Origin of the sequence: Streptomyces sp. S063 (assembly GCF_002832675.1) — a bacterium.
Taxonomy (GTDB): Bacteria; Actinomycetota; Actinomycetes; order Streptomycetales; family Streptomycetaceae; genus Streptomyces; species Streptomyces sindenensis.
Map to the genome: position 1 here is coordinate 6,405,146 of NZ_CP021707.1, position 23,863 is coordinate 6,429,008.

At 71.4% G+C, this 23,863-nt stretch carries 20 protein-coding genes and 2 pseudogenes; 10 read left to right on the forward strand and 12 right to left on the reverse strand.

The genetic code is table 11. The features are described from left to right. Positions 1-20 precede the first annotated feature (20 nt). Together treY and glgX are read right to left on the reverse strand one after the other, a co-directional pair. Positions 21-2,393 carry a malto-oligosyltrehalose synthase gene (gene treY / locus CCZ36_RS29115; protein ID WP_128818916.1) on the reverse strand — a complete coding sequence of 791 codons (2,373 nt, stop codon included), beginning with the start codon at positions 2,391-2,393 and terminating at the stop codon, positions 21-23. Positions 2,394-2,465: 72 nt separating this feature from the next. Further along, positions 2,466-4,595, reverse strand: coding sequence for a glycogen debranching protein GlgX (glgX, locus tag CCZ36_RS29120; RefSeq protein ID WP_069736658.1), 2,130 nt, complete (start codon positions 4,593-4,595; stop codon positions 2,466-2,468). Between the two features lie 416 nt (positions 4,596-5,011). On the opposite strand from glgX, the gene CCZ36_RS29125 reads away from it, so the two are divergent. Then, on the forward strand, positions 5,012-6,247 hold the full coding sequence (locus CCZ36_RS29125; protein WP_069736801.1) for an SAV2148 family HEPN domain-containing protein: 1,236 nt from the start codon (positions 5,012-5,014) through the stop codon (positions 6,245-6,247). Between the two features lie 97 nt (positions 6,248-6,344). Next, positions 6,345-7,058 carry a 3'-5' exonuclease gene (locus CCZ36_RS29130; RefSeq protein WP_128818917.1) on the forward strand — a complete coding sequence of 238 codons (714 nt, stop codon included), beginning with the start codon at positions 6,345-6,347 and terminating at the stop codon, positions 7,056-7,058. A gap of 51 nt (positions 7,059-7,109) precedes the next feature. Here the strand turns inward: CCZ36_RS29130 and CCZ36_RS29135 are convergent, their stop codons facing one another. Both CCZ36_RS29135 and CCZ36_RS29140 read right to left on the reverse strand, forming a co-directional pair. Further along, positions 7,110-7,622 (reverse strand): hypothetical protein, encoded by a 513-nt coding sequence (locus CCZ36_RS29135; RefSeq protein ID WP_128818918.1) that lies wholly within the window; start codon positions 7,620-7,622, stop codon positions 7,110-7,112. Positions 7,623-7,672: 50 nt separating this feature from the next. Beyond that, positions 7,673-8,539, reverse strand: a complete 867-nt coding sequence (locus tag CCZ36_RS29140; RefSeq protein WP_128818919.1) for a phosphotransferase enzyme family protein — start codon at positions 8,537-8,539, stop codon at positions 7,673-7,675. 318 nt (positions 8,540-8,857) lie between these two features. Between CCZ36_RS29140 and CCZ36_RS29145 the strand changes: the two genes are divergently transcribed. From CCZ36_RS29145 to CCZ36_RS36080, 7 genes and pseudogenes are all read left to right on the forward strand, one after another. Further along, positions 8,858-9,700: a carbohydrate ABC transporter permease gene (locus tag CCZ36_RS29145; protein WP_128819791.1), complete on the forward strand. Its 843-nt coding sequence runs from the start codon at positions 8,858-8,860 to the stop codon at positions 9,698-9,700. Further along, the gene (locus CCZ36_RS29150; protein WP_128818920.1) at positions 9,697-10,566 is read left to right on the forward strand and encodes a carbohydrate ABC transporter permease; all 870 of its coding nucleotides are present in this window, start codon (positions 9,697-9,699) and stop codon (positions 10,564-10,566) included. The genes CCZ36_RS29145 and CCZ36_RS29150 overlap by 4 nt, the downstream gene beginning before the upstream one ends. Further along, entirely contained in the window at positions 10,566-11,867 is a 1,302-nt protein-coding gene (locus tag CCZ36_RS29155) for an ABC transporter substrate-binding protein (protein WP_128818921.1), read from the forward strand. Before CCZ36_RS29150 ends, CCZ36_RS29155 begins: the two co-directional genes overlap by 1 nt. Before the next feature lie 23 nt (positions 11,868-11,890). Next, positions 11,891-13,133 (forward strand): annotated as a pseudogene (gene mgt, locus CCZ36_RS29160) (macrolide-inactivating glycosyltransferase). 566 nt (positions 13,134-13,699) lie between these two features. Then, positions 13,700-14,902 (forward strand): S8 family peptidase, encoded by a 1,203-nt coding sequence (locus tag CCZ36_RS29165; protein ID WP_069736667.1) that lies wholly within the window; start codon positions 13,700-13,702, stop codon positions 14,900-14,902. A gap of 165 nt (positions 14,903-15,067) precedes the next feature. Next, on the forward strand, positions 15,068-15,613 hold the full coding sequence (locus tag CCZ36_RS29170; protein WP_069736668.1) for a DUF1697 domain-containing protein: 546 nt from the start codon (positions 15,068-15,070) through the stop codon (positions 15,611-15,613). An 8-nt stretch (positions 15,614-15,621) separates the two neighbouring features. After that, a pseudogene (locus tag CCZ36_RS36080) lies at positions 15,622-15,736 on the forward strand (ABC transporter ATP-binding protein); the annotation flags it as partial. A 97-nt stretch (positions 15,737-15,833) separates the two neighbouring features. Here CCZ36_RS36080 and CCZ36_RS29175 read toward each other — a convergent pair. Further along, positions 15,834-16,310 (reverse strand): hypothetical protein, encoded by a 477-nt coding sequence (locus tag CCZ36_RS29175; RefSeq protein WP_069741463.1) that lies wholly within the window; start codon positions 16,308-16,310, stop codon positions 15,834-15,836. 204 nt (positions 16,311-16,514) lie between these two features. Between CCZ36_RS29175 and CCZ36_RS29180 the strand changes: the two genes are divergently transcribed. Continuing rightward, entirely contained in the window at positions 16,515-17,153 is a 639-nt protein-coding gene (locus tag CCZ36_RS29180) for a mycothiol-dependent nitroreductase Rv2466c family protein (protein ID WP_128818923.1), read from the forward strand. A gap of 12 nt (positions 17,154-17,165) precedes the next feature. On the opposite strand, the gene CCZ36_RS29185 is transcribed toward CCZ36_RS29180, so the two are convergent. The 7 genes from CCZ36_RS29185 to cysC form a co-directional block, all read right to left on the reverse strand. Then, positions 17,166-17,918 (reverse strand): sirohydrochlorin chelatase, encoded by a 753-nt coding sequence (locus tag CCZ36_RS29185; RefSeq protein WP_069736671.1) that lies wholly within the window; start codon positions 17,916-17,918, stop codon positions 17,166-17,168. 8 nt (positions 17,919-17,926) lie between these two features. Further along, positions 17,927-18,856: an ABC transporter permease gene (locus CCZ36_RS29190; protein ID WP_069741466.1), complete on the reverse strand. Its 930-nt coding sequence runs from the start codon at positions 18,854-18,856 to the stop codon at positions 17,927-17,929. Beyond that, complete coding sequence (locus tag CCZ36_RS29195) at positions 18,843-19,634, reverse strand: ABC transporter ATP-binding protein (protein WP_069736673.1); 792 nt, start codon at positions 19,632-19,634, stop codon at positions 18,843-18,845. Before CCZ36_RS29195 ends, CCZ36_RS29190 begins: the two co-directional genes overlap by 14 nt. 48 nt (positions 19,635-19,682) lie before the next feature. After that, positions 19,683-20,795, reverse strand: coding sequence for an aliphatic sulfonate ABC transporter substrate-binding protein (locus CCZ36_RS29200; RefSeq protein WP_128818924.1), 1,113 nt, complete (start codon positions 20,793-20,795; stop codon positions 19,683-19,685). Positions 20,796-21,020: 225 nt separating this feature from the next. Beyond that, entirely contained in the window at positions 21,021-22,367 is a 1,347-nt protein-coding gene (locus tag CCZ36_RS29205) for a sulfate adenylyltransferase subunit 1 (protein WP_128818925.1), read from the reverse strand. 1 nt (position 22,368) lies between these two features. Then, positions 22,369-23,307, reverse strand: coding sequence for a sulfate adenylyltransferase subunit CysD (cysD, locus tag CCZ36_RS29210; RefSeq protein ID WP_069736675.1), 939 nt, complete (start codon positions 23,305-23,307; stop codon positions 22,369-22,371). Then, the gene (gene cysC, locus CCZ36_RS29215; protein WP_010059288.1) at positions 23,304-23,849 is read right to left on the reverse strand and encodes an adenylyl-sulfate kinase; all 546 of its coding nucleotides are present in this window, start codon (positions 23,847-23,849) and stop codon (positions 23,304-23,306) included. Before cysC ends, cysD begins: the two co-directional genes overlap by 4 nt. Between the last annotated feature and the right edge of the window lie 14 nt (positions 23,850-23,863).

Sequence of the window (23,863 nt, forward strand, 5' to 3'; positions counted from 1 at the left end):
ACCCGCCCGGTGCGGTCCCGTCAGTCGCCCACCCGCCGCAGCAGCGCCACCGGCCGTTCCGCGAACAGTTCGCCCGCCGCCACCGTGCCCCCCGTGAACTCCCGGCCGGGCGTCGGCGACAGCACGTCCCGCCACAGGCCCCCGTCCGGCAGCTCCAGCACCGTGTCCCGCCAGCCCCCGCCCTCGGCCAGCCGCAGCGAAAGCCGGGTCACTGCAGTGACCACCTCGCCCGAGCGGCAGAAGGCCAGCAGATGCGGGGCGGCGGGGCCGCTCGCCGTGAGGGGTGCGTACGTCCCCGACTCGCCGAAAACGTCCGGGAGTTCGCGGCGCAGCGCGAGCGCGGTCCCCGTCAGCGTCTGCTTCTCGTCCGGCACGTCCGGCCGTCGGAACGGCCGTCGGTTGTCCGGGTCGACCAGGGCCAGGTACTCGCTCTCCGTGCCCTGGTAGAGATCCGGCACTCCCGGCATCGTCAGGTGCACCAGCGCCGCCCCCAGCACCTGCGCCCGGACATGCGGGGCGAGCGCGTCCGCGAACTCGGCGATCAGTCTCCGGGCCACACCCTCCCCGCGTCCCGGCCCGGCCGCGACGAAGTCCGACACAGCGCGTTCGTAGGCCGGGTCCGACTCCGTCCAGCTGGTGAACAGGCCCGCCTCGCGCACCGCTTTCAGCAGCGCCGGCTCCAACCGCTCGCCCAGTTCGTCGGGCGGCAGCTCCGCGCAGCCGTACGCCGACTGCCAGGCGGTCCAGGCAAGTTGGGGGTCAGGGGCGGGCTCCGGGGTCGCCGCCGTCAGCTCCGTCACCAGCGCCGCCCACCGCTCCGGGCACTGCGACAGCACCGCGATCCGGGCCCGGACGTCCGCGCTGCGCTTGGTGTCGTGCGTGGTCAGGACCGTGCCCGTGGCGGGCCAGTCGCGGGCGATCCGGGCGGCGAAAGCGTGGAACTCCTCCGGCGATACGGCGGGTTTCCCCGGATCGCCGCCCACCTCGGTGGCGGAGATCAGCGGAACGTACCGGTAGAACGCCGTGTCCTCCGCCGACTTGGCGTGCAGAGCGGACGCGGTCTGCGCGAACCGGGCGCAGAACGCCGCCTGTTCCTCCCCGCCGCCGATCCGCCCGAGCGCCAGGTCCCGTACGACGTCGACGGCCGCCGCCTCCTCCGGGACGGAGAACACCGTCTTCGCGTCCCGTACCGCCTCGTCGGTCAGCGTCTCCTCGGCGATCCGGGTCGGCGGCTCGCCCGCCGTGACGTACGGCCGGTAGACCGGTACACGGACCAGCAGCTCCCGGATCGCCGTCCGCAGCGCCCACGGGGCATGGTCCCGCAGCGCGGCGTCCCGGCCACAGATCGCGGCCGCCAACCGGGCCAGCCACGCGGTCTCGGCGGCCAGCTCGTGCGTCGCCACCCGGTACGCGGCCCGCCGCACCGTCGCGCTCCAGTCGCCGCCCCGGTCGCCGGGCGGTCCCGCGAACTCGCGGTAGCGGCCGAGCAGCTCCGCCGCGCCGGACGGGTCGGTGAACACCCCGTCGATCCGGCGCAGGGCGTCGTACCCGGTGGTGCCCGCGACCGCCCACTCCGCCGGGAGGTGCTCGTCGCCGGTGAGGATCTTCTCCACCACCGTCCAGCGTCCGCCGGTGGCTTCGTTCAGCCGCTCCAGATAGGCGGCGGGGGCGGCGAGGCCGTCGGGGTGGTCGATGCGCAGCCCGTCCAGCACGCCGTCCCGGAGCAGTTCGAGGACCTTGGCGTGGGTGTCCTCGAAGACCTCCGGGTGTTCCACGCGGACCCCGATCAGCTCCGGGACGGTGAAGAACCGCCGGTAGTTCAGCTCCGTGCGGGCCAGCCGCCACCAGCCGAGCCGGTAGTGCTGCTCCTCCAGCAGCCGGGGCAGCGGCAGGTCCGCCGTACCGGCCCGGAGCGGGAACTCCAGATCGTGGTAGCGCAGCACCTCCCCGTCCACGGTCAGATGCTCCAGCTCCTGGCCGAGCGGCCCCGCGAGCACCGGCAGCAGCACCTGGCCGCCGCCCGCCGCCCAGTCGATGTCGAACCAGCGGGCGTACGGGGAGGCCGCACCCTCGCGCAGCACCTCCCACAGCCGGCGGTTGTGCCGGGGCGAGGCGGCCATGTGATTGGGCACGATGTCCAGGACCAGCCCGAGCCCGTGCTCCCGGGCGGCCGAGGCGAGCGACCGCAGCCCCTCCTCGCCGCCCAGCTCGGCCCGGATCCGGCTGTGGTCGACCACGTCGTAACCGTGGGTGGAGCCGGGGACCGCCTCCAGGACGGGGGAGAGGTGGAGATGCGAGACGCCGAGCGCGGCGAGATACGGCACGGCCTTCTCGGCGGCGGCGAACGGGAAGTCGGGCTGGAGCTGAAGCCGGTACGTGGCGGAGGGCGTCATGGACTTCTACGTACCCCGCCCGGGGCGAACCGTGTCACCCCGGGCGGGAACCTCACCCCTGCCGCCCCGGCCTCAGGCGGGCCTCTTCAGCACCGCCAGGCTGCGGCCGATCAGCGTGACCCGCTCGCCCTCGGCCACCTTCGGACCCGTCCCCGGCTCCACCCCGTCCGGGCGGGCGGTGTCCACGACGACCTGCCACTGTTCCCCGTGGTCGACGGGAACGGCGAATTCCAGGGTCTCGGCGCTCGCGTTGAACATCAGCAGGAACGAGTCGTCGGAGATCCGCTCACCGCGCGGCCCCGGTTCCGAGATCGCGTGCCCGTTGAGGAACACGGTCATCGCCTTGGCGTGCGCCGCCTGCCAGTCCTGCTGCGTCATCTCCTCGCCCTCGGGGGTGAACCAGGCGATGTCGGAGAGTTCGTCGTGGGTGCCCTCCACCGGCCGCCCGTGGAAGAAGCGGCGGCGCCGGAAGACCGGGTGGTCGCGGCGCAGCCACACCATCGCCCGGGTGAACTCCAGCAGCGCGGAGGCGGCGGCGTCGGCCGGTTCGTCCGGGTCGGGCCAGTGCACCCAGGCCAGCTCGTTGTCCTGGCAGTAGGCGTTGTTGTTGCCCTTCTGCGTACGGGCGAACTCGTCGCCGTGGCTCAGCATCGGCACGCCCTGCGACAACATCAGCGTGGCGATGAAGTTCCGCATCTGGCGGGCCCTCAGCTCCAGGACCTCCGGGTCGTCGGTCTCGCCCTCCGCCCCGCAGTTCCAGGACCGGTTGTGGCTCTCGCCGTCCCGGTTGTCCTCCCCGTTGGCGTCGTTGCGCTTCTCGTTGTACGAGACGAGGTCGTGGAGGGTGAAGCCGTCGTGGCAGGTGGTGAAGTTGATCGAGGCGAGGGGGCGGCGGCCGTCGTCCTGGTAGAGGTCGGAGGAGCCGGTGAGCCGTCCGGCGAACTCCGCGAGTGTGCGTGGCTCGCCCCGCCACAGGTCGCGGACCGTGTCGCGGTACTTGCCGTTCCACTCGGTCCACAGCGGTGGGAAGTTGCCCACCTGATAGCCGCCCTCGCCGACGTCCCACGGCTCCGCGATCAGCTTCACCTGGCTGACCACCGGATCCTGCTGCACCAGGTCGAAGAACGAGGACAGCCGGTCCACCTCGTGGAACTGGCGGGCGAGCGTGGCCGCCAGGTCGAAGCGGAATCCGTCCACATGCATCTCGGTCACCCAGTACCGCAACGAGTCCATGATCATCTGGAGGACGTGCGGGGACCGCATGAGCAGGGAGTTCCCCGTGCCCGTGGTGTCCATGTAGTAGCGCTGGTCGTCGGTCAGCCGGTAGTAGGAGGCGTTGTCGAGACCGCGGAAGGAGAGGGTGGGCCCGAGGTGGTTGCCCTCGGCGGTGTGGTTGTAGACCACGTCGAGGATGACCTCGATGCCCGCCTGGTGGAGCGCCTTCACCGCCTGCTTGAACTCCAGCACCTGTTCGCCGCGGTCGCCCCAGGAGGCGTAGGTGTTGTGCGGGGCGAAGAAGCCGATGGTGTTGTAACCCCAGTAGTTGGCCAGCCCCATGTCCGCGAGGCGATGGTCCTGGACGAACTGGTGAACGGGCATCAGTTCGATCGCGGTGACGCCCAGTTCGGTGAGATGGGCGATCACCTCCGGATGCGCGAGTCCCGCGTACGTACCGCGCAGCTCGGGCGGAAGCCCCGGGTGCAGCATGGTCAGGCCCTTCACATGGGCCTCGTAGATCACGGTCCGGTGGTAGTCCGTACGGGGGCGGCGGTCGTCGCCCCAGTCGAAGTACGGATTGACCACCACCGAGCTCATGGTGTGCGGGGCGGAGTCGAGGTCGTTGCGGGCGTCCGGCCTCCCGAAGGGGTAGCCGTACACCGCCTCGCCCCAGTCGATCTTCCCGGCGACCGCACGGGCGTACGGGTCCAGCAGCAGTTTGGCGGAGTTGCACCGCGCCCCGCGCTGCGGTTCGTAGGGCCCGTGCACCCGGAAGCCGTACCGCTGCCCCGGCATCACCCCGGGCAGATAGGCGTGACGCACGAAGGCGTCGGTCTCGCGGAGCTCCACCGCCGTTTCTGAACCGTCGTCGTGCAACAGGCACAACTCGATCCGGTGGGCGGCCTCGGAGAAGACCGCGAAGTTGGTGCCGGCGCCGTCGTACGTGGCGCCGAGGGGGTAAGCGTGTCCCGGCCAGACCTGCATGATGAAGACTCTTCCACTTCTGATCCCGGGTGCGGTGGCTTTCCTCGGCCCGATGCTCCTCGAAGACTTCCCGAATTCGTCCCGAATCTTCCCCGAAAACGGGGCGCTCACCTAGGACGTCGCGCGGTGCGGTCGCATCCCGTCGCCGGGCCCCGTCCGCACCGGTCAACTTCGGACACGCCCGTGCCGCCCCGGACGTGCTTGCGGACCACGCTGTCGTCAGTGCGTCCGATTCCCGCCCCGGGGTGGGGCCCCAATCACTATGAATCCGCTCACTCCACCCGATCTCGCCGCAAGGAACAAGCCTGACGATCAGGGGAGTTGAGAAAGTCGCCTGCGCATCGGGCTGCGTCGGATCACGCTCCCGGAGTACCCTTCCTTGATCGTTGGGTGGGGGAGTGGAAGGCGGTACGCGGGTGAGCTCGGGAGGGTTCGAGCTACCCCCAGGTGACGCAGGTCACGAGGGGGAATCGACCGATGCCCCGCCCGGGGCGGTGTCCCTCGCGCAGCCCATGGAGATAGGCGCCGAGCTGGACTGGGGATCCGAGGCCTGGGGCGAGGTGCGCACGCGCGCCCAGCGGGCCGGGCGGGCCTATATCTGGCTGAATCTGGTCGAACAGCGCCTACGGGCCGTCGTCGCCGCGGTGCTCCGGCCGATCTACGAGCCGGTGCACGGCGAGGAGTGGGTGGTGGCCGCGGCCGGACCGGCCGGGCAGGAGTGGGTGCAGCGCGCCGTCGCCGTACGCGAGGTCTCGCGCCGCAAGGGCTATCTGCTCGACCCGGCCGACGACAACGTCCTCAGCTTCCTGACGCTGCCGCAGCTGCGCGAGCTGATGGTCCAGCACTGGCCGTGCTTCGAGCCCTACTTCGACGACCGGCGCGATGTCGAGCTGGCCCTGGACGAGCTGGAGGTCGCGCGCAACGTGGTCTCCCGCAACCGGGCGCTGAACGAGGCGGTCCTGGCGCAGGCGGAGCGCGCCTCCGCGCGTCTCCTGGACATCCTCGGCAGCGGGGCCGGGGCGCCCTCGGCCGACCGTCTTCCGGTGGACGCGGTGGAGGAGCTGGTCGGCGACCGGTACGCGGACGTGGTCTCCGTCCACCCCGACCGGGTCCGGCTCCAGCGCCAGCTGCCCGCCGAGGACCTCTTCGGCGGGGCGCGCCGGCTCGACGCCATCGGGATAGGCCTCAACCTGCTCGTGCAGAACTTCTCCGGCCGCCGGCTCGTCCGGCTCGCGGAGTCGGGCTGCCGCATCCGGCTGCTGTTCATCAACCCGGCCAGCAGCGCGGTGCGCCGCCGTGAGCGGGAACTCGGCCTCAAGAAGGGCGAACTGAGCCGCTCGGTGGAGATGAACATCCTCCACATGCGCCGCGTCCGCTCCAAGCTCCGCGACCCCGGCGCGTTCCAGATCCAGGTCTTCGACGAGACCCCGCGTTTCACCGCCTACCTGGTGGACGGCGACGGCCCGGACGCGGTGGGCGTCGTCCAGCCCTATCTGCGGCGGGCCCGGGGCATGGAGGCCCCTGTGCTCGTGCTGCGCGGCGGGGGCAGACGCACGGTGGTGCGGGAGGGGCAGGACAACGAACACGGGCTCTTCGAGACCTACCGCGAGGAGTTCGAATCGGTCTGGACGGACTCGAGGCCGGTCTCCTGACCCTCCTGACCCTCCACCGGCGTTGTCAGTGGCCCGTGCGAAGGTGGTCATCACTCGGGGGAGCACCACGGGGGAGCACCACGAAGGAGGTATCGGGATGAGCTGGCACCGGGGCACACTGGTCGGCTTCGACCTGGAGACGACGGGGACCGACGTCGAGAGCGACCGGATCGTCACCGCCGCACTCGTCCGGCTGGACCCGGACGGCACGGTCGCCGAGCAGCGGACCTGGCTGCTCGATCCGGGCGTGGCGATACCGGAGCAGGCGTCCGCGATCCACGGCATCGGCACGGACCACGCCCGCAAGCACGGCACCCGGGCCGCCTCGGCCGTCGAGGAGATCGCCCACGCGGTCGCCGAAGTACTGCGCTCAGAGGTCCCGCTGGTGGTGATGAACGCGCGCTACGACCTCTCGCTGCTGGACCGCGAGTGCCGCAGGTACGGACTGCCGTCGGTCGAGGAGCGGGTCGGCGGCGCGCCGTCACCCGTCATCGACCCCCTGGTCATCGACAAGCACGTCGACAAATACCGCAAGGGCAAGCGAGCCCTCCAGGCGCTGTGCGATCACTACGGGGTAACGCTCGACGGAGCGCACGACGCGACCGCCGACGCGGTGGCGGCGGTGCGCGTGGTACGCCGGATGGGGGAGCGCCACCGGCCCGTCGCCACGCTGCCGCCCGACGAACTGCACGCCCTTCAGATACGGGCGGCGGCCGAACAGTCGGCCTCGCTCCAGGCCTATCTGCGGCGCACGAGCGACCCGGCGGCAGTGGTCGAGTCGGCCTGGCCGCTGATCCCGCGCAGCGGCTGAGCCGGACGACCGCCGAGCCGGCGGCCGTCCACGGTGGCCGACGGGCCCCGCTCAGAGTTTGCCGAAGACCACGCCGCGCCAGGTCCACCCCGCGTCCAGGGTGGTGTTCCGGAGCGGATCCGTCAGGTGTGCGCTGTCGAAGCTGAAGGACTCGGTCGCCTCCAGGCGGCCGCTCTCCCCTCGTCCCAGCGTGTACCGGCGCGAGATGGTCCTGCCCCCGCCGCGCCCGTACGTCGCCGAGGCCTGGAGCCTCGGAGGGTTGCCGACGCGGGTGACTTCCCAGCTCTCCTCGACAGCACGCACCTCGGGGACGTCCTCGGCCAGCCGCATCCGGATCCGGATGGCGTGCGTCAGCCGGGACTGGACGAAGACGTGCTGCCAGGCGGGCTCGGCGATCCGCCACTCGGCCACCAGATCGGCGCCGTGCGCCGAGCCGTCGCTGATGAGGTAGGGAGCATCCGGCCCGTTCAGGGAGAGCAGGGCCCTCCGCAGCTCCTCGGTCGGGCGTGGCGCGACCCCGGCCTCGGGGCGCTTGGTCCCGGTCAGCCTGTCGAAGAATCCCATGGGGGCAACCTAGGCGACCGGGAAGCGTGGAACCGCACCGCCCGGCCCGTTCAGAACGGGTACCAGCGGACCTCGGGGTCGTTCTCGCGCAGTGACGTCACCCGGCGGCGGAATTCGGCGAGGGCCTTCGGGTTGGCCGGGGCGTGCTGGGAGACCCAGGCGCAGCTCGCCGTCTCGCGGGCGCCGCGCAGCACCGCGCATCCCTCCCACTCCCGGACGTCCCAGCCGTACGCGGTGGTGAAGGCGTCATAGGCCGCCGGGTCGAGGCCGTACCGGTCGCGGGAGAGGGCGAGGACGACCAGGTCGTGCTCCCGCAGGTCCGCGGAGAACGTCTCCAGGTCGACCAGGACCGGGCCGTCCGGGCCGACATGGACGTTGCGCGGGAGCGCGTCGCCGTGGATCGGGCCCGGCGGGAGGTGGGGGACCAGGGCGGCGGCCGCGGCCGCGAAGCCGTCGCGGCGCTCGCGGAGGTAGTCGGCGTCCGCCGGGTCGATCGCGTCGCCCGCCAGGGTCAGCCAGCGCTCGACCCCGCCGAGCAGCTCGCGGCGCGGCAGTGTGAAGTCCGTCGGGGCGGGCAGCGCGTGCACCAGGGTCAGCAGCGGGGCGAGGTCGAGCGGTTCGGCGGGGCGTACGGCGTCCGGGAGCCGGTGCCACAGCGTCACCGGGTGGCCTTCGACCAGGCGGGGTTCGCGCTCGGCCGCGCGGACGGCCGGGACACCGGACGCGGTGAGCCAGTCGGCGAGCGCCACCTCCCGCTCCGCCCGGGCACGCAGCTCGGGGTGGCCGGTGGCGTCCCGGCCGACCTTGATCACCAGGTCGCCGGCGGCGAACACCGCGTTCTCGCCCAGCGCGAGCAGCTCCGCCGCACCGGAGAACCCGGCGGCCGTCAGCACCTCGCGCGCACGCATCTCGTCCATGGGTGCGATTTTCGCATCCTTGCAGGCCACCTTGACGAACCGACGGCCCGTCAGCACGATGACGGAGGCCTCCCGGGCAGCCGGAACGGGATGAAGTCCACCTCGGATGCACATCAGGCAGATACGGGACAGAGGGGTCTTCTCGTGACATCGGTGACCGCGACGAAGCGGTCCGGACCGGACGACCCGCACGGCGGGTGCAGCGGACGGGACGGACAGGGCGGACAGGGAGGGCGACCGCCGAGGTTCTGGCGGCCGGAGCCCCCGGGGCCGCCGCCCCGGGGCAAGGCGTTCGGGGACCGGGCCGCCTGGTTCCTGGTGCTGCCCGCGCTCATCCCGATCCTGATCCTCAGCGTCGGACCGCTCCTCTACGGCATCGCGCTCGCCTTCACCGACGCCCAGTCCGGCCGGACCCGCTCAACCCAGTGGATCGGCACGCTGAACTTCCAGGACCTGCTGCACGACACCCTGTTCTGGGACTCGTTCCGGATCGGCCTGGTCTGGGCCGTCGGCGTCACCGTCCCGCAGTTCCTCCTGGCTCTCGGCCTCGCCCTGCTGCTCAACCAGAACCTGCGGCTGCGCTGGCCGGCCCGGGCGCTGGCGATCGTCCCCTGGGCGATGCCCGAGGTCGTCGTCGGCATCATGTGGCGGCTCGTCTACAACCCGGACGCCGGCATCCTCAACGAGACCATCCGCGACCTCGGACTCGGCGACGGGCGGGACTGGCTGACCGGCCTCGCCACCGCGCTGCCCGCCGTGATCCTGGTCGGCATCTGGGCGGGCATGCCGCAGACCACCGTGGCCCTGCTCGCCGGACTCCAGAACACCGCGCGCGAACTCCACGAGGCGGCCGCCCTGGACGGAGCGGGCGCCTGGCGCCGGTTCCGTACGGTCACCTGGCCCGCGATCAAGCCCATCGCGCTCGCGATCTCCGCGCTCAACCTGATCTGGAACTTCAACTCCTTCGCCCTGGTCTACGTCCTGACCAGCGGCGGACCCGGCGGCCGGACCCGGCTGCCGATGCTCTTCGCCTACGAGGAGGCCTTCCGCTACGGCCAGTTCGGCTACGCCGCGGCGATGGGCTGTGTGATGGTCGCGGTGATCTCCGTGCTCCTCGCCCTCTTCCTCGTCGGCCGGCTCAGGGGAGGTGAGGACCGATGAGGCGCGGAGCCGTCGCCCGTGAGTCCACCGGGCTGCGTACCGGCCGGGCCGCGCGCACCGGGCAGTATCTGGCCCTCCTTGCGTATCTGGTCTTCCTCGCGTTCCCGTTCGTGTGGCTGATCTCGACGGCCTTCAAACCCGCCCGCGAACTGGGCTCCCTGCACCCCACCTGGATCCCCGAGAACCCCACTCTGGGCAACTTCCGGCAGGCCTTCGACGAGCAGCCGCTGCTCCAGGCCGCGGGCAACTCGCTGGTCGCCGCCGTCTCCGCCGCCCTGTTCGCCGTCGTGATCGCCACCCCGATGGCCTATGTGATGGCCCGCCACCGCGGCCGCCTCGCCACCGCGGCGACCGGCTGGGTCGTGGTCAGCCAGGCGTTCCCGTTCGTCCTGGTGATCATCCCGCTCTTCCTGATCCTGAAGAACCTGCATCTGATCAACACCCTGTGGGGGCTGATCCTCGTCTACGTCGTCTGGTCGCTGCCCTTCGCGCTGTGGATGCTCGCCGGGTACGTGCGCGCCGTGCCCGCCGAACTGGAGGAGGCCGCCGCCGTGGACGGCGCGGGCCGCGTCCGTACCCTCGTCTCGGTCGTCGCCCCGCTGCTCGCCCCCGGCATCGTCGCCACCGCGCTGTTCGCGTTCATCACCGCATGGAACGAGTTCTTCTTCGCGCTCGTCCTGCTCAAGACCCCGGAGAAGCAGACCTTGCCGGTCGTCCTCACCCACTTCCTCGGCGCGGAGGGCGTGGCCGACCTCGGGCCGCTCGCCGCCGCCGCGTTCCTCGCCACCCTCCCCTCCCTCGTGCTCTTCGCCTTCATCCAGCGGCGGATCACCGGCGGGATGACGGCCGGGGCGGTGAAGCACTGATGCGCGCCGCGGTCCGGCGGGCGGCCGCCGCCGTCGCCGTCCTGGCCCTGCTGCTCACCGGCTGCTCCGGCGGCGGCGGCGACGACGGGCGGGACGCGGACGGCACGATCCGGCTCCGGTTCCAGTCGCTGGCCTGGCAGAAGGAGTCCGTCGACGCCAACAAGCACCTGGTGAGGGAGTGGAACGCCGCCCACCCCGACGTCCAGGTGGAGTACGTCCAGGGCAGCTGGGACAGCGTCCACGACCAGCTCCTCACCTCCTTCGAGGGCGGCGAGGCCCCCGACATCATCCACGACGCCTCCGACGACCTGGCCGACTTCGCCTACGGGGGCTACCTCGCCGACCTGCGCCCCCTCCTGCCCGCCCGGCTCAAGGCCGACATCCCCGAACAGTCGTGGCGCACCACCATGTTTGGGGAGGGCGTCCACGGGGTGCCCTTCCTCCAGGAGCCCCGGGTCCTCATCGCCAACACCAAGCTCCTGAAGGCATCGGGTGCGCGCATGCCGACCCCGGAGCGCCCCTGGAGCTGGGAGGAGTTCCGGCAGGTGACGAAGGAGCTGACGGGCCAGGGGCGGTACGGGATCGCCTGGCCGCTCAGGGAGCCCGTCTCCGTCACCCTCAACCTGGGCCTGTCCGGCGGCGGGCGGCTCTTCCACCGCGACGGGGACGGCAAGGCGGTCCTGCGCTTCGAACCGGGCGACGGCGTGGTCACCGGCACCATCCACGATCAGGTCAACACCGACCGCAGCGCGGCCCGCAGCGCGCTGGGCATGGGTGGCTCGGACGCGCTGCCCGGGTTCTTCGGGGGCAGGTACGCGATGCTCCCGCTCGGGTTCTCCTACCGCCAGCAGATCATCCAGCAGGCCCCCGAAGGGTTCGAGTGGACCGTGCTGCCGATGCCGGCCGGCGCCGGAGGCGCGGTCCAGGGCGTGAGCCCACAGACGCTGTCGGTCGCCGAGGAGAGCCCGCACAAGAAGGAGGCCGTCGCGTTCATCGACTTCCTGCTGCGCCCCGCGAACATGGTGCGCCTCGCCCGGGGCGACTGGATGCTGCCCACCGGGACCGAGGCGCTGGCCGATCCGTCGCTGCGTGGGGCCGAGCACGGGTGGGCCGTCGGCGCCGCGCTCGCCGGAGGGCTTCGGCCGGCGCCCGCCCAGTCGGTGCGCGGCTATCCCGAGTGGAAGGACAAGGTGGCGACCCCCGCGTACCAGGAGTTCTACAGCGGCGCGATCGACACCGGCGAGCTGAGCAACAGGCTGGTGGAGGACGGGAATCGGGTGCTGGCCCGCTATCAACGCTGATCGCGGGAGGGCCTGTACACGGAATGAGGTTGCACGAGACGTCTCGTCTCGTTTATGGTCACCGGCATGACGGAATCCCCGCGTGCCCACATCGCCATGTTCTCCATCGCCGCCCACGGACATGTGAACCCGAGCCTGGACGTCATCCGCGAGCTCGTCGACCGTGGACACCGTGTCAGCTACGCCATCCCCGCCTCCTTCGCGGAGAAGGTCGCCGCCACCGGCGCCGAGCCGGTGATCTGGACCTCGACCCTGCCGACCGACGAGGACCCCGACGCCTGGGGCACGGAGCTGATCGACAACATCGAACCCTTCCTCACCGATGCCATCCAGGCCCTCCCGCAGCTCGCGGACGCCTTCGCCGGCGACGAGCCCGACCTCGTCCTGCACGACATCACCTCCTATCCCGCCCGCGTCCTCGCCCACCGCTGGGGCGTCCCCGCCGTCTCCCTCTGGCCCAACCTGGTCCCCTGGGACGGGTACGAGAAGGAGGTGGCCGAGCCGATGACCGCCGAGCTGAAGCAGACCGAGCGCGGCCGGGCGTACTACGCGCGCTTCGAGGGCTGGCTCGCGGAGAACGGCCTCGGTCACCTCCCCGCCGACGACTTCGTCTCCCGCCCGCGCCGCGGCCTCGTCCTGATCCCCGAGGCGCTCCAGCCGAACGCGGACCGGGTCAACCGCGAGATGTACACCTTCGTCGGCGCCTGCCAGGGCGACCGCGCCGACCAGGGGGAGTGGCAGCGGCCCGCCGACGCGGAGAAGGTGCTGCTGGTCTCGCTCGGCTCCTCGTTCACCAAGCAGCCCGCCTTCTACCGCGAGTGCGTCGCGGCCTTCGGCGATCTGCCCGGCTGGCATGTGGTGCTCCAGATCGGCGCGCACGTCGACCCCGCCGAACTCGGGGACGTACCGGGCCACGTGGACGTTCGCACCTGGGTGCCGCAGCTGGCCGTCCTCAAGCAGGCCGACGCCTTCATCACCCACGCCGGGGCGGGCGGCAGCCAGGAGGGGCTCGCCACGGGCACCCCGATGGTCGCCGTACCGCAGGCCGTCGACCAGTTCGGCAACGCGGACATGCTCCAGTCCCTGGGTGTGGCCCGGCATCTGCCGATGGAGGAGGCGAACGCGGCAAGCATGCGTGAGGCCGTGCTCGCCCTCGTGGACGACCCCGAAGTCGCCGCCCGGTGCGCACGCCTGAAGGAGCAGATGGCGCGAGAGGGCGGCACGCCGAGGGCCGCCGACCTCATCGAGGCGGAGCTGTCGCGCTGAGCGGATCCGCCTGACTGTTATCCGGACGTTCTCCGTCCCGCTCCGACCGCCGCGACCTGCGGTTACCCGGGGCGGGGCGCTTCTGTTACGGCTCCGTGAACCCCGTGTGGCGGCGAAGGCGGTCGGCGCATCTGCACGCACGCCCTCGCGATTTCACACCCGGGACGGGGCGTTCACCCCCCTTGCGCACACCTTCACGGACCTTCACGTGTCTTCACGCATGGTCACTCCTGCCCCAGAGGGCTCGGGGGAGGTGCCGACGCCGGCTCGGCGATCGGCGCCCCGCGCTTCAAGTGCCGCCCTGAGCAGGAGATATGAGGGAGGGGGCGGGGGCCGGGGTGGCTGCGGTGTGGTCGATCCGGGCGAGGTAACCGTTCGGCGGGCCTCCACGGCCCTTGTGACCAGCCATGGCCGATTTCTTATTAAGAAACCTTGTTGAGCAAGTCGCCCTCTCATGAAGGTCTTGATCTGCGCTCGTCAATCGGTCAGGGTTTCGAGCCAGCCCCCGGAGATCTTCCGGCCGAGGGCCAATCCCCCCACAAAGAATGACGAGGAGAACCCTCTTCATGGCCAAGCACCAGCGCACCCGTCGCATCAAGCTCACCGCCGCGATCACCGCCGTGGCGGCCGCCGCCGGAGTCACCCTTCTCGGTACCTCGTTCGCGGGAGCCGCACCGGCCCCCATGGGAACGGTGTACGGCACGGATGCCGCGACCGCGGTCTCCGGCAGCTACATCGTCATGCTGGACGAGAAGAAGGCCGACAAGGCGGAGCTCGCCAAGGAGTACGGCGGCAAGCTCAAGCGCGACTACTCCTCCAGCATCAACGGCTTCTCGGCCAGCGGCCTCTCGGAGACCGAGGCCAAGCGCCTCGCCGCCGACCCGGCCGTCGCGAAGGTGGTGCAGAACAAGAAGTTCAGCATCAACGCCACCCAGGAGAACCCGCCGTCGTGGGGTCTGGACCGGCTCGACCAGACCGAGACCGCGGGCGACAACGCCTACACCTACCCGGACTCCGGCGGTGAGGGCGTCACCGCGTACGTCATCGACACCGGTGTCCGCGTCACCCACGAGGACTTCGAGGGCCGCGCCACCTCCGGCTTCGACGCCGTCGACAACGACGACGACGCCGACGACGGCAACGGGCACGGCACCCACGTGGCGGGCACCATAGCCGGGGCCGCACACGGCGTCGCCAAGAAGGCGAACATCGTGGCCGTCCGCGTCCTCGACGACAACGGTTCGGGCACCACCGAGCAGGTCATTGCCGGGATCGACTGGGTCGCCGCCAACGCCAAGGGCCCGTCCGTCGCCAACATGAGCCTCGGCGGCGGGGCCGACCCCGCCCTCGACGAGGCGGTCCAGAAGGCCATCGCCGCGGGCATCACCTTCGGCGTGGCCGCCGGCAACGAGTCCAGCGACGCCGGCCAGGGCTCGCCCGCCCGTGTCCCCGAGGCGATCACCGTCGCCTCCTCCACGGACGCCGACGAGCAGTCCTCGTTCTCCAACTACGGCTCCATCGTGGACATCTACGCCCCGGGCTCGGACATCACGTCCACCTGGAACGACAGCGACAGCGGCACCAACACCATCTCGGGTACGTCCATGGCCACCCCGCACGTCGTCGGCGCGGCCGCCGTCTACCTGGCGGGCCACCAGGACGCCACCCCGGAGGCCGTCGCCACGGCGCTCACCGAGGGAGCCACCCCGGACGCCATCGGCAACGCCACCGAGGGCACGCCGAACCTGCTCCTCAAGGTCGTCGAGTAGTACCCGGGCAGTAGCTCGGTCAGTACCCCGGCTCCGACCGGACGCCGGGCGGCGGCGGACACGCACCCCGCCGCCCGGCCACCGTCCGCACAGCAGCCGCCGCGCTCGCCCCCACGGGGCGCGGCGGCTGCGGCGTGTACGGGACAGCCCTTAGGGTGGGTGGCCATGACGACGTACGCGGCGCTGCTGCGCGGGATCAACGTGGGCGGCGGCAAGAAGGTTCCGATGGCCGAACTGCGCGATGTGCTCGCCGGACTGGGCCACACCGGCATCGCCACCCACCTGCAGAGCGGCAACGCCGTCTTCCGCAGCGAGAGCGAGGACGCCGACGCCCTCGCCGCGGGCCTGGAGCGGGCCCTGCGGATGCGGTTCGGGTTCGCCGTCGACTGCCTCGTCCGGGACGCCGCGTATCTCGCCGCCGTCGCCGACGCCTGCCCCTTCCCCGCCGCCGAACTGGAGGGCAAGCAGCTCCACGTCACCTACTTCGATCGGCCCGTGGACGCGAGCCGCTTCGCGGACCTGGACGCGGAAGCGTTCCTGCCGGAGGAGTTCCGGCTCGGCGACCGCTGCATGTACCTGTACGCCCCCGACGGCCTCGGCCGCTCCAAGCTGGCCGTCGCGCTGAGCCGTCCCCGCCATGTCAAAGGCCTCGTCGCCACCTCCCGCAACTGGAACACCGTGGCCAGACTGGTGGAGCTCACCCGCGACTGACCGTCGCCCGCCGGCGCGCCTGGATCGCCAGGGCCCATCGCGCAGGGCACCCCGGTCCTCCTGCTCGACGAGCCGACGGCGTACATCGACCTCGTCCACCAGATCGACGTCCTGGACCTCGTCGGCCGCCACCACACCCCGGAGCCGGAGGAGCCCGCCAAGTCGCTCGCCTGACGGGCCGCCGTAGGTACGTCCACACGGCGGCCCGCCCGGCACGGGCTCAGATGCCCGCCGACGCCATCTCGATGGCGGAGCGGTAGTTGGCGGCCGTCACGACCACGCAGGCGCGGTAGGTGCGGTTGTCCTTCACCACGAGGAAGTAGTCGCGCAGATTCTTCCAGTACTGGACGAGATAGCCGAGGCCCGGCACGAAGCCCGGCGGCCGAGGCACCAGCGCGAACGCCTCGGAGCATCGCAGGATCTGGTCGGTGGCCTGCGAGAGTACGTCGGCGACCTCGGCGTTCATGGTCCAGCCGGCGGCCAGCTGAGGCGTCCAGATGGCGCCCGCGATCTCCCTCAGACGCTCCTGCTCCTCGGGCGTCGGATCGGCCTGGAGCCGGAACGCCTCGGCGGCCGGCGGTGTGCCGGCGTGCCCGCTGCCGGCGGCCAGGGCCGGTGCGGCCGCCCCGGCGGTGAGCATCGCCCCGGACAGCGCCAAAGCCAACGCCGGAATCGTCGTGGACCTGCGTCTTCTCATGGTGTCTCCCCTCCCGGTCGCCCGCCCTGCCGACGGGACCGCGCACGGTCGTTCCGCGCGAACCGACGCTGACATGCGGCCCGGTGCCCGTCAACGGCGCGTGTTCGGCCGTTCCCCGGCCCGGAAGGCGTACGGAAATGGCCCACCGCAGCAGTGGCGGATTGGCCCAGGAGCGCGCGCCACTCGCCGCCTAGGGTGAGGCACATGAGCACCCAGCGCCCCGCCACCGGGCCCGCCGCCCGCACCACCGTCGACTTCTTCTTCGACCCCGCCTGCCCGTTCGCCTGGATCGCCTCCCGCTGGATGCTGGAGGTGGAGCGCCACCGGGACATCGAGCTGCGCTTCCGCCCGATGAGCCTCTACCTGCACAACGAGGGCAACGAACTGCCCGCCCGCTACCGCGAGCTCGTCGACAGGTCGATCGGCCCGGTCCGGGTGGCCGTGGCCGCGGCCGCCGCCCACGGTGACGGAGTCCTGCGGGACCTCTACACCGCGCTCGGCACCCGCATCCACCAGCACAAGGAAGAGGACTTCGACGCGGTGGTCGCCGCCTCCCTGGCCGAAGCCGGTCTGCCCGCCGCCCTGGCGGAAGCGGCCCACTCCCCGGCGCACGACGACGAGGTCGCCCGCCACCACGACGCGGGCAAGGACCCGGAACAGGGCGCGTACGTGGGCACGCCGACGATTCACGTCGACGGCACGGTCTGGTTCGGCCCGGTCCTGAACGCGATCCCGCGCGGCCAGGAGGCGGCCGAACTCTTCGACAGCTTCCGGGTCCTCGCCAACCACCCGGGCTTCTTCGAACTCAAGCGGGCACGGTCCGGCGGGCTGTCCTACGACTGAGCCGCCGGGCCCTCACGCCGACAGCGACGCCCCCACCGGCACCCGCGCCTCGTCGAACCGGTTCAGCAGCAGCCGCGCCAGCTCCGGTGCGGGGCCCAGCACATCGGCCAGGACGTCCGCACCGGCCGCCTCGGCGCCCGCCGCGATACGGTCCGGGAGCCGGCCGGGGGCGATGACGTACGGGGCCACCGCCACCCGGTCCACGCCCTCGGCGCGCAGGGCCCGTACCGCGTCCTCGGTACGGGGAAGGAGTGCGGAGGCGAACGCAGGCCGCACGGCGCACCAACCGGTGTGCCGCAGCTCCCGCGCGATTTCAGCGATCACTGCGATCGCCTCCGGGTCTGAGGATCCCGCCGAGGCCAGGACGAGCCCGGTCCGGGGGAGGTCGCCGGGACGGATCCCGGCCTCCCGCAACCGTCGCCCCAGAGTGGCGTTGAGCAGCGGGGACGGGCCGAGCACGTCGGCCTGCCGGACGCGCAGCCCGGGCAGACGGGCGCGGGACTCGCGCAGGACCGAGGGGATGTCGGTCTTGGCGTGGAACGCCCGGGTCAGCAGGAGCGGGAGGGCGACGACCTCGCCCGCCCCCTGCGCCGCGAGGCGCTCCAGCACCCGGGGCACGGACGGGGCGTTGAACTCCAGGAACGCCGTCTCCACCCGCAGTCCCGGCCGCTCGGCGCGGACCCGCTCGGTGAGCGCGTGCACGGTCGCGGCGTGCCGCGGGTCGCGGCTGCCGTGGGCGATGACGAGGAGAGTGGGATGCGTCACGGGGAGGCTCAGTTCTTGACGAGGAGACCGCGGCTGCGCAGCACCCACCGCTCCAGCGGACTGAAGATGAGCAGGTCGATGGCGATGCCGACGAACAGGATGAGCAGGATCGACAGGAAGATCCCGGGCATGTCGAAGTTGCTGCGGCCGTTCTCCAGCAACTGACCCAGGCCAAGACCCAGTTCGGGGGACGAGGCGATGATCTCGGCGGCCATCAGCGAGCGCCAGGAGAACGCCCAGCCCTGCTTGAGGCCCGCCAGATAGCCGGGCAGCGCCGCAGGGAGCACGATGTGCCAGGTGCCGCGCAGTCCGGTCGCGCCCAGCGTGCGGCCGGCCCGGAGGAACAGCGGCGGCACCTGGTCGACGCCGGAGACCAGACCGTTGGCGATCGAGGGCACCGCGCCCAGCAGGATCACGGCGAACATCATCTGGTCGTTCAGGCCGAGCCAGATCACCGCCGGGGCCACCCACGCCACCGAGGGCAGTGACTGGAGCCCGGACAGGATCGGACCGATCGCGGCCCGGACCAGCTTCACCCGGGCGACCAGCAGCCCCAGGGGCGTACCGATGGCGACGGCGAGCAGGAAGCCGAGCAGACCGCGCGAGACGCTGGTCCAGACGACGTCCAGCAGCGTGCCCGCCAGCCACATCTCCCGCGCACTGTCCCACACCGCGGACGGCGGCGGCAGCTTGTAGACCTCGGTGACCTGGGCGCGGACCAGCAGCTCCCAGGCCACCAGGACCAGCGCCACCGCGACGAACGGCGGCAGCACCTTGCGCAGCAGCACCTCGCGCACCGGGGTGCGGCGGATCTGCACGGCGTCGAGCGCGTCGAGGCCGGCCTCCAGGCCCGCCAGATCGTCGGGCTTCCTGTCGACCGGTCCGGCGGGCGTCCCGTCCGGCCGCTTCCGGTCGGACGTGATGTCAGTGCTGGCCATGTCGGCGGATCTCCCCACGCAGTTCTTCGGTGATCTCGACGGACAGCTCCGCCACGGCGGTGTCCTCGATGCGGCGCGGCTGCTCGATGTCGACCGTCCACTCCCGGGCGATCCGGCCAGGCCGGGACGACAGCAGCACCACGCGCTGGGCGAGCCGTACGGCCTCCCGCACGTTGTGGGTGACGAAGAGGACCGAGGCGTTCGTCTCCGCCCAGATCCGGGTCAGCTCGTCGTGCAACACATCGCGGGTGATGGCGTCCAGCGCCGCGAACGGCTCGTCCATCAGCAGCAGTTGGCTGTCCTGCGCGAGCGCCCGGGCCATCGCGACGCGCTGACGCATTCCGCCGGACAGCTCGTGCACCCGCTTGCCGTACGCCCCGCCGAGCCGGACCAGTTCGAGCAGCCGCTCCGCCTCGGTGCGGCGCTCCGACTTCGGCACCCCGCGCAGTCGCAGGGCCAGCTCGATGTTCTTGCCCGCCGTCAGCCACGGAAAGAGGGCGTGCTCCTGGAACATCAGGGCCGGCCGCCCGCCGGGGGTCGCGATGGTCCCCTTCGACGGGCGGTCGAGCCCGGCCACCAGATTGAGCAGCGTCGACTTTCCGCAGCCGGACGCGCCCAGGAGGGTGACGAACTCACCCGGAGCGACATCGAGGGTGATGTCGTCCAGCACGAGCTGCTGCCCCGTGGGTCCGGCGAAGGACTTCGAGACATGCGCGAGACGGGCTGCGTGCTCGACCGTCGTACGGTCCTCGGCCTTGGTGAGGGTAGGGGTCGCCATGGTCGTCACCTCCTGGGAATCCTTAGGTCCTGCTGCGGATGGGGCGGGCTACTTGACGCCGAGACCGGCGTCGGCGACCTCGGGCAGGCCCTCGGCCTTCAGGATCTTGTTCAGCGGGCCCAGGTCGTAGATGCCCTGGAGGTTCGGGTCCTTGAGCAGACCGGACTTGACCGAGTGCCCGGCCTGCGTCTTGAGCGTCCGGGCCAACGGGTCATCGGTGATCTCGATGGACTCCCACGCCGGGTCGAGGATCTCCTGGGGCAGCGGCTTGCCGTTCAGCTTCTCCAGCGCCTTGTTGGCGGACGCCTTGGCCTCGTCCGGGTTGGCGTTGATCCACTTGTTGGTGGCGACCGAACCCTTCAGCACCGCCTCGACCACGTCCGGGTGCTCGTTCAGGAACTTCTGCGACACGATGATGTTCGTGATCACGAACTTCTTGTCCGGCCACAGGTCCGTCTCGTCCAGCAGCACCTTCGCGCCCTCGGAGACCAGTTTGGAGGCGGTCGGCTCGGGCGCCCACGCGCCGTCCAGGTCACCGGCCTTGTAGGCGTCCGGGGTCACCTTGTTGTCCGAGCGGACCACGGAGACATCGCCCTTGCCGCTCTGGGCGTCGACCTTCCAGCCCTTCTCGGAGATCCAGTTGAGGAAGGCCACGTCCTGGGTGTTGCCGAGCTGCGGGGTGGCGATCTTCTTGCCCTTGAGGTCGTCCAGGGTCTTGATCCTGTCCGGGTTGACGACCAGCTTCACCCCGCCCGAGGCCGAACCGGCGATGATCCGCAGCCCCTTGCCCTGGGACTTGCTGTACCCGTTGATGGAGGGGGAGGGGCCGATGAAGCCGATGTCGATGGAACCGGCGTTCAGCGCCTCGATCTCGGACGGGCCCGCGTTGAAGGTCGTCGACTCGACCTTGGTGCCGCCCAGTTCCTTCTGGATGGTGCCTTCCTGGATACCGACCAGGGCGGTGGCGTGGGTGAGGTTCGGGAAGTACCCGATCTTCACCGTGTCGGAGGAGAGCTTCTTCCCTCCGGCGTAGACGTTCACCTGCGCGTCGTCGTTCTTCGCCTGGGAGCCGTAGCCGCAGGCGGTGGCCGCCAGAGCGAGCAGCGGCAGGGCGACGACGGCGGCGAGACCGCGACGAACGGTGGAACGGGGGGCAGGCACGGGAGGGTTTCCTCTCGTTGGCCCGGTCTCACCCCGCTGTCTGGTCAGGGGGGTGAGACCGGAAGGTCGGCAGGTCTTCGGCGGTACGGGGACGAGTACGGGGCGCGCGAGCGGTGCGCGTACGTCACCACGCACATCGGCCGACCCCGCCCTGGCCGCTGCCCCGGGTGCCGCTGCCCACCCGGCCGCCCTCCTTCGCGAAGGAGGAGAAGAAGTCGGTGGCCATCAGAAGTCCCACTCGGCGTCGTCGTCGGCCGCCACGACGGCTTCGGCGGCGGCCCCGGCGAACGCTGCGCCCGCCATGCCGGCGCTCAGCGTCGTCCCGTCCGCCGGGTCGATCAGGAGGAACGAGCCGGTGCGCCGGGAGTCCTCGTACGGGTCGAGCGCGAGCGGCTCGGCGGTGCGCACGACGACCCGCCCGATGTCGTTGGCGACGAGCTGCCCGGGGGCCGGGTGCTGGGAGAGGTCGTCCAGGGTGAGCCGGGACGGGATGTCCTTGACGATCGCCTTGACGGTGCGGGTGGTGTGCTTGAGCAGCACCCGTTGGCCCACCGAGAGCGGCTGGTCGGCCACGTGGCAGACGGTCGCCTCGACGTCCTGGGTGACCGGCGGGGCGTCGTCGGCGGGGGCGATCAGGTCACCGCGCGAGATGTCGATGTCGTCCGCCAGCCGGAGCGTCACCGACTGAGGTGCCCAGGCGATGTCGACGCTCTCGCCGAGCGCGTCGATGCCGGTGATCGTCGTCGTACGCCCCGAGGGGAGTACGGAGACGGACTCGCCGACGCGGAACACCCCGGCGGCGATCTGACCGGCGTACCCCCGGTAGTCGGGGTGCTCGGCGGACTGCGGGCGGATCACGTACTGCACCGGGAAACGCGCGTGGCAGGCGGTGAGGTCATGGCTGACCGGAACCGTCTCCAGGTGCTCCAGGACGGTCGGCCCGCCGTACCAGTCCATGTGCGCGGACGGCTCCACCACGTTGTCCCCGGCCAGCGCCGAGATCGGGATCGCGGTGATCTCCGGGACGCCGAGGGACGCGGCGTACGCGGTGAACTCCTCGGCTATCGCGGCGAACACGGGCTCCGCGTAGTCGACCAGGTCCATCTTGTTGACCGCCAGCACCACGTGCGGGACGCGCAGCAGCGCGGCGACGGCCGCGTGCCGACGGGTCTGCTCGACGACTCCGTTGCGGGCGTCGACCAGCACCACCGCCAGCTCGGCCGTGGACGCCCCGGTCACCATGTTCCGGGTGTACTGCACATGCCCGGGGGTGTCGGCGAGGATGAACCGCCGCCGGGCGGTCGCGAAGTAGCGGTAGGCGACATCGATGGTGATGCCCTGCTCCCGCTCGGCGCGCAGCCCGTCGGTCAGCAGCGCCAGGTCCGGCGCCTCCTGCCCGCGGTTGAGCGAGGCCTGCTCGACGGCCTCCAGCTGGTCGGTGAGGACCGACTTGGAGTCGTGCAGCAGCCGTCCCACAAGAGTGGACTTGCCGTCGTCGACGGACCCGGCGGTGGCGAAGCGCAGCAGGGTGGTGGCGCTCACCTGCGCACCCGATTCGAGGTGTGTGGTCATCTTAGAAGTACCCCTCGCGCTTGCGGTCTTCCATCGCGGCCTCGGACATCTTGTCGTCGGCGCGGGTCGCGCCCCGCTCGGTGAGCCGGGAGGCGGCGATCTCGGTGATCACGGCGTCCAGCGTGGTGGCGTCGGAGTCGACGGCCCCGGTGCAGGACATGTCGCCGACCGTGCGGTAGCGCACGAGCCGGGTCTCGGTGGCCTCGTGCTCCTTGGGCCCGCCCCAGTGACCCGCCGTCAGCCACATGCCGTTGCGGTTGAACACCTCGCGCTCGTGGGCGAAGTAGATCTCCGGCAGCTCGATGGACTCGCGCTCGATGTACTGCCAGACGTCCAGCTCGGTCCAGTTGGAGATCGGGAAGACCCGGACGTGCTCACCGGGGGCGTGCCGGCCGTTGTACAGCTGCCACAGCTCGGGCCGCTGCCGGCGCGGGTCCCACTGGGAGAACTCGTCGCGCAGCGAGAACACCCGCTCCTTGGCGCGCGCCTTCTCCTCGTCCCGCCGCCCGCCGCCGAACACCGCGTCGAAGCGGTGCTGCTGGATCGCCTCGGTCAGCGGCACGGTCTGGAGCGGGTTGCGGGTGCCGTCGGGGCGCTCGCGGAGCTTCCCGGCGTCGATGTACTCCTGCACGGAGGCGACGTGCAGCCGCAGCCCGTGCTTCTCGACCGTACGGTCGCGGTACTCCAGGACCTCGGGGAAGTTGTGCCCGGTGTCCACGTGCAGCAGCGTGAACGGCACCGGCGCCGGCGCGAACGCCTTGAGCGCCAGGTGCAGCATCACGATGGAGTCCTTGCCGCCGGAGAACAGGATCACCGGCCGCTCGAACTCGCCCGCCACCTCCCGGAAGATGTGCACCGCCTCGGACTCCAGGGAGTCCAGGTGGCTGAGCGCGTACGGGTTCGCGGTGTCCTCGGACACGGTGGTGGTGACGGCACTCACGCCAGGCCCCTCTCGGTGAGCAGCGCGTGGAGCGCCGCCGCTGACTCCTGCACGGTCTGCTGGTGCGACTCGATCCGCAGGTCGGGCGATTCGGGGGCCTCGTAGGGGTCGTCGACCCCGGTGAGCCCGCTGATCTCGCCGGCCGCCTGCTTGGCGTACAGCCCCTTCACATCGCGTACGGAGCACACCTCGACGGGGGTCGCGACGTGCACCTCCAGGTAGGTGGTGGACTCGGCGGCGTGCCGCTTGCGGACGGCCTCGCGGCTGTCGGCGAAGGGGGCGATGACGGGGACGAGCACCTTCACACCGTTGGCGGCGAGGAGCTCGGCGACGAAGCCGATCCGGGCCACGTTGGTGTGCCGGTCCTCGCGGGAGAAGCCGAGTCCCGCGGAGAGGAACTCCCGGATCTCGTCGCCGTCGAGCACCTCCACCTTGTGGCCCTCGGTACGCAGCCGGCCGGCCAGCTCGTACGCGATGGTGGTCTTGCCCGCGCTCGGCAGACCGGTGAGCCAGATCGTGGCCCCCGTCTCCGTCACGCTCATCGAAGTCTCCTGAT

Excerpts from the sequence above, each read along its gene's own strand:
- treY (WP_128818916.1), bottom strand. The coding sequence starts at position 2,393 with ATGACGCCCTCCGCCACGTACCGGCTTCAGCTCCAGCCCGACTTCCCG.
- glgX (WP_069736658.1), bottom strand. The coding sequence starts at position 4,595 with ATGCAGGTCTGGCCGGGACACGCTTACCCCCTCGGCGCCACGTACGAC.
- CCZ36_RS29130 (WP_128818917.1), top strand. The coding sequence starts at position 6,345 with ATGAGCTGGCACCGGGGCACACTGGTCGGCTTCGACCTGGAGACGACG.
- CCZ36_RS29135 (WP_128818918.1), bottom strand. The coding sequence starts at position 7,622 with ATGGGATTCTTCGACAGGCTGACCGGGACCAAGCGCCCCGAGGCCGGG.
- CCZ36_RS29140 (WP_128818919.1), bottom strand. The coding sequence starts at position 8,539 with ATGGACGAGATGCGTGCGCGCGAGGTGCTGACGGCCGCCGGGTTCTCC.
- CCZ36_RS29150 (WP_128818920.1), top strand. The coding sequence starts at position 9,697 with ATGAGGCGCGGAGCCGTCGCCCGTGAGTCCACCGGGCTGCGTACCGGC.
- CCZ36_RS29155 (WP_128818921.1), top strand. The coding sequence starts at position 10,566 with ATGCGCGCCGCGGTCCGGCGGGCGGCCGCCGCCGTCGCCGTCCTGGCC.
- CCZ36_RS29165 (WP_069736667.1), top strand. The coding sequence starts at position 13,700 with ATGGCCAAGCACCAGCGCACCCGTCGCATCAAGCTCACCGCCGCGATC.
- CCZ36_RS29170 (WP_069736668.1), top strand. The coding sequence starts at position 15,068 with ATGACGACGTACGCGGCGCTGCTGCGCGGGATCAACGTGGGCGGCGGC.
- CCZ36_RS29175 (WP_069741463.1), bottom strand. The coding sequence starts at position 16,310 with ATGAGAAGACGCAGGTCCACGACGATTCCGGCGTTGGCTTTGGCGCTG.
- CCZ36_RS29180 (WP_128818923.1), top strand. The coding sequence starts at position 16,515 with ATGAGCACCCAGCGCCCCGCCACCGGGCCCGCCGCCCGCACCACCGTC.
- CCZ36_RS29190 (WP_069741466.1), bottom strand. The coding sequence starts at position 18,856 with ATGGCCAGCACTGACATCACGTCCGACCGGAAGCGGCCGGACGGGACG.
- CCZ36_RS29195 (WP_069736673.1), bottom strand. The coding sequence starts at position 19,634 with ATGGCGACCCCTACCCTCACCAAGGCCGAGGACCGTACGACGGTCGAG.
- CCZ36_RS29205 (WP_128818925.1), bottom strand. The coding sequence starts at position 22,367 with ATGACCACACACCTCGAATCGGGTGCGCAGGTGAGCGCCACCACCCTG.
- cysC (WP_010059288.1), bottom strand. The coding sequence starts at position 23,849 with ATGAGCGTGACGGAGACGGGGGCCACGATCTGGCTCACCGGTCTGCCG.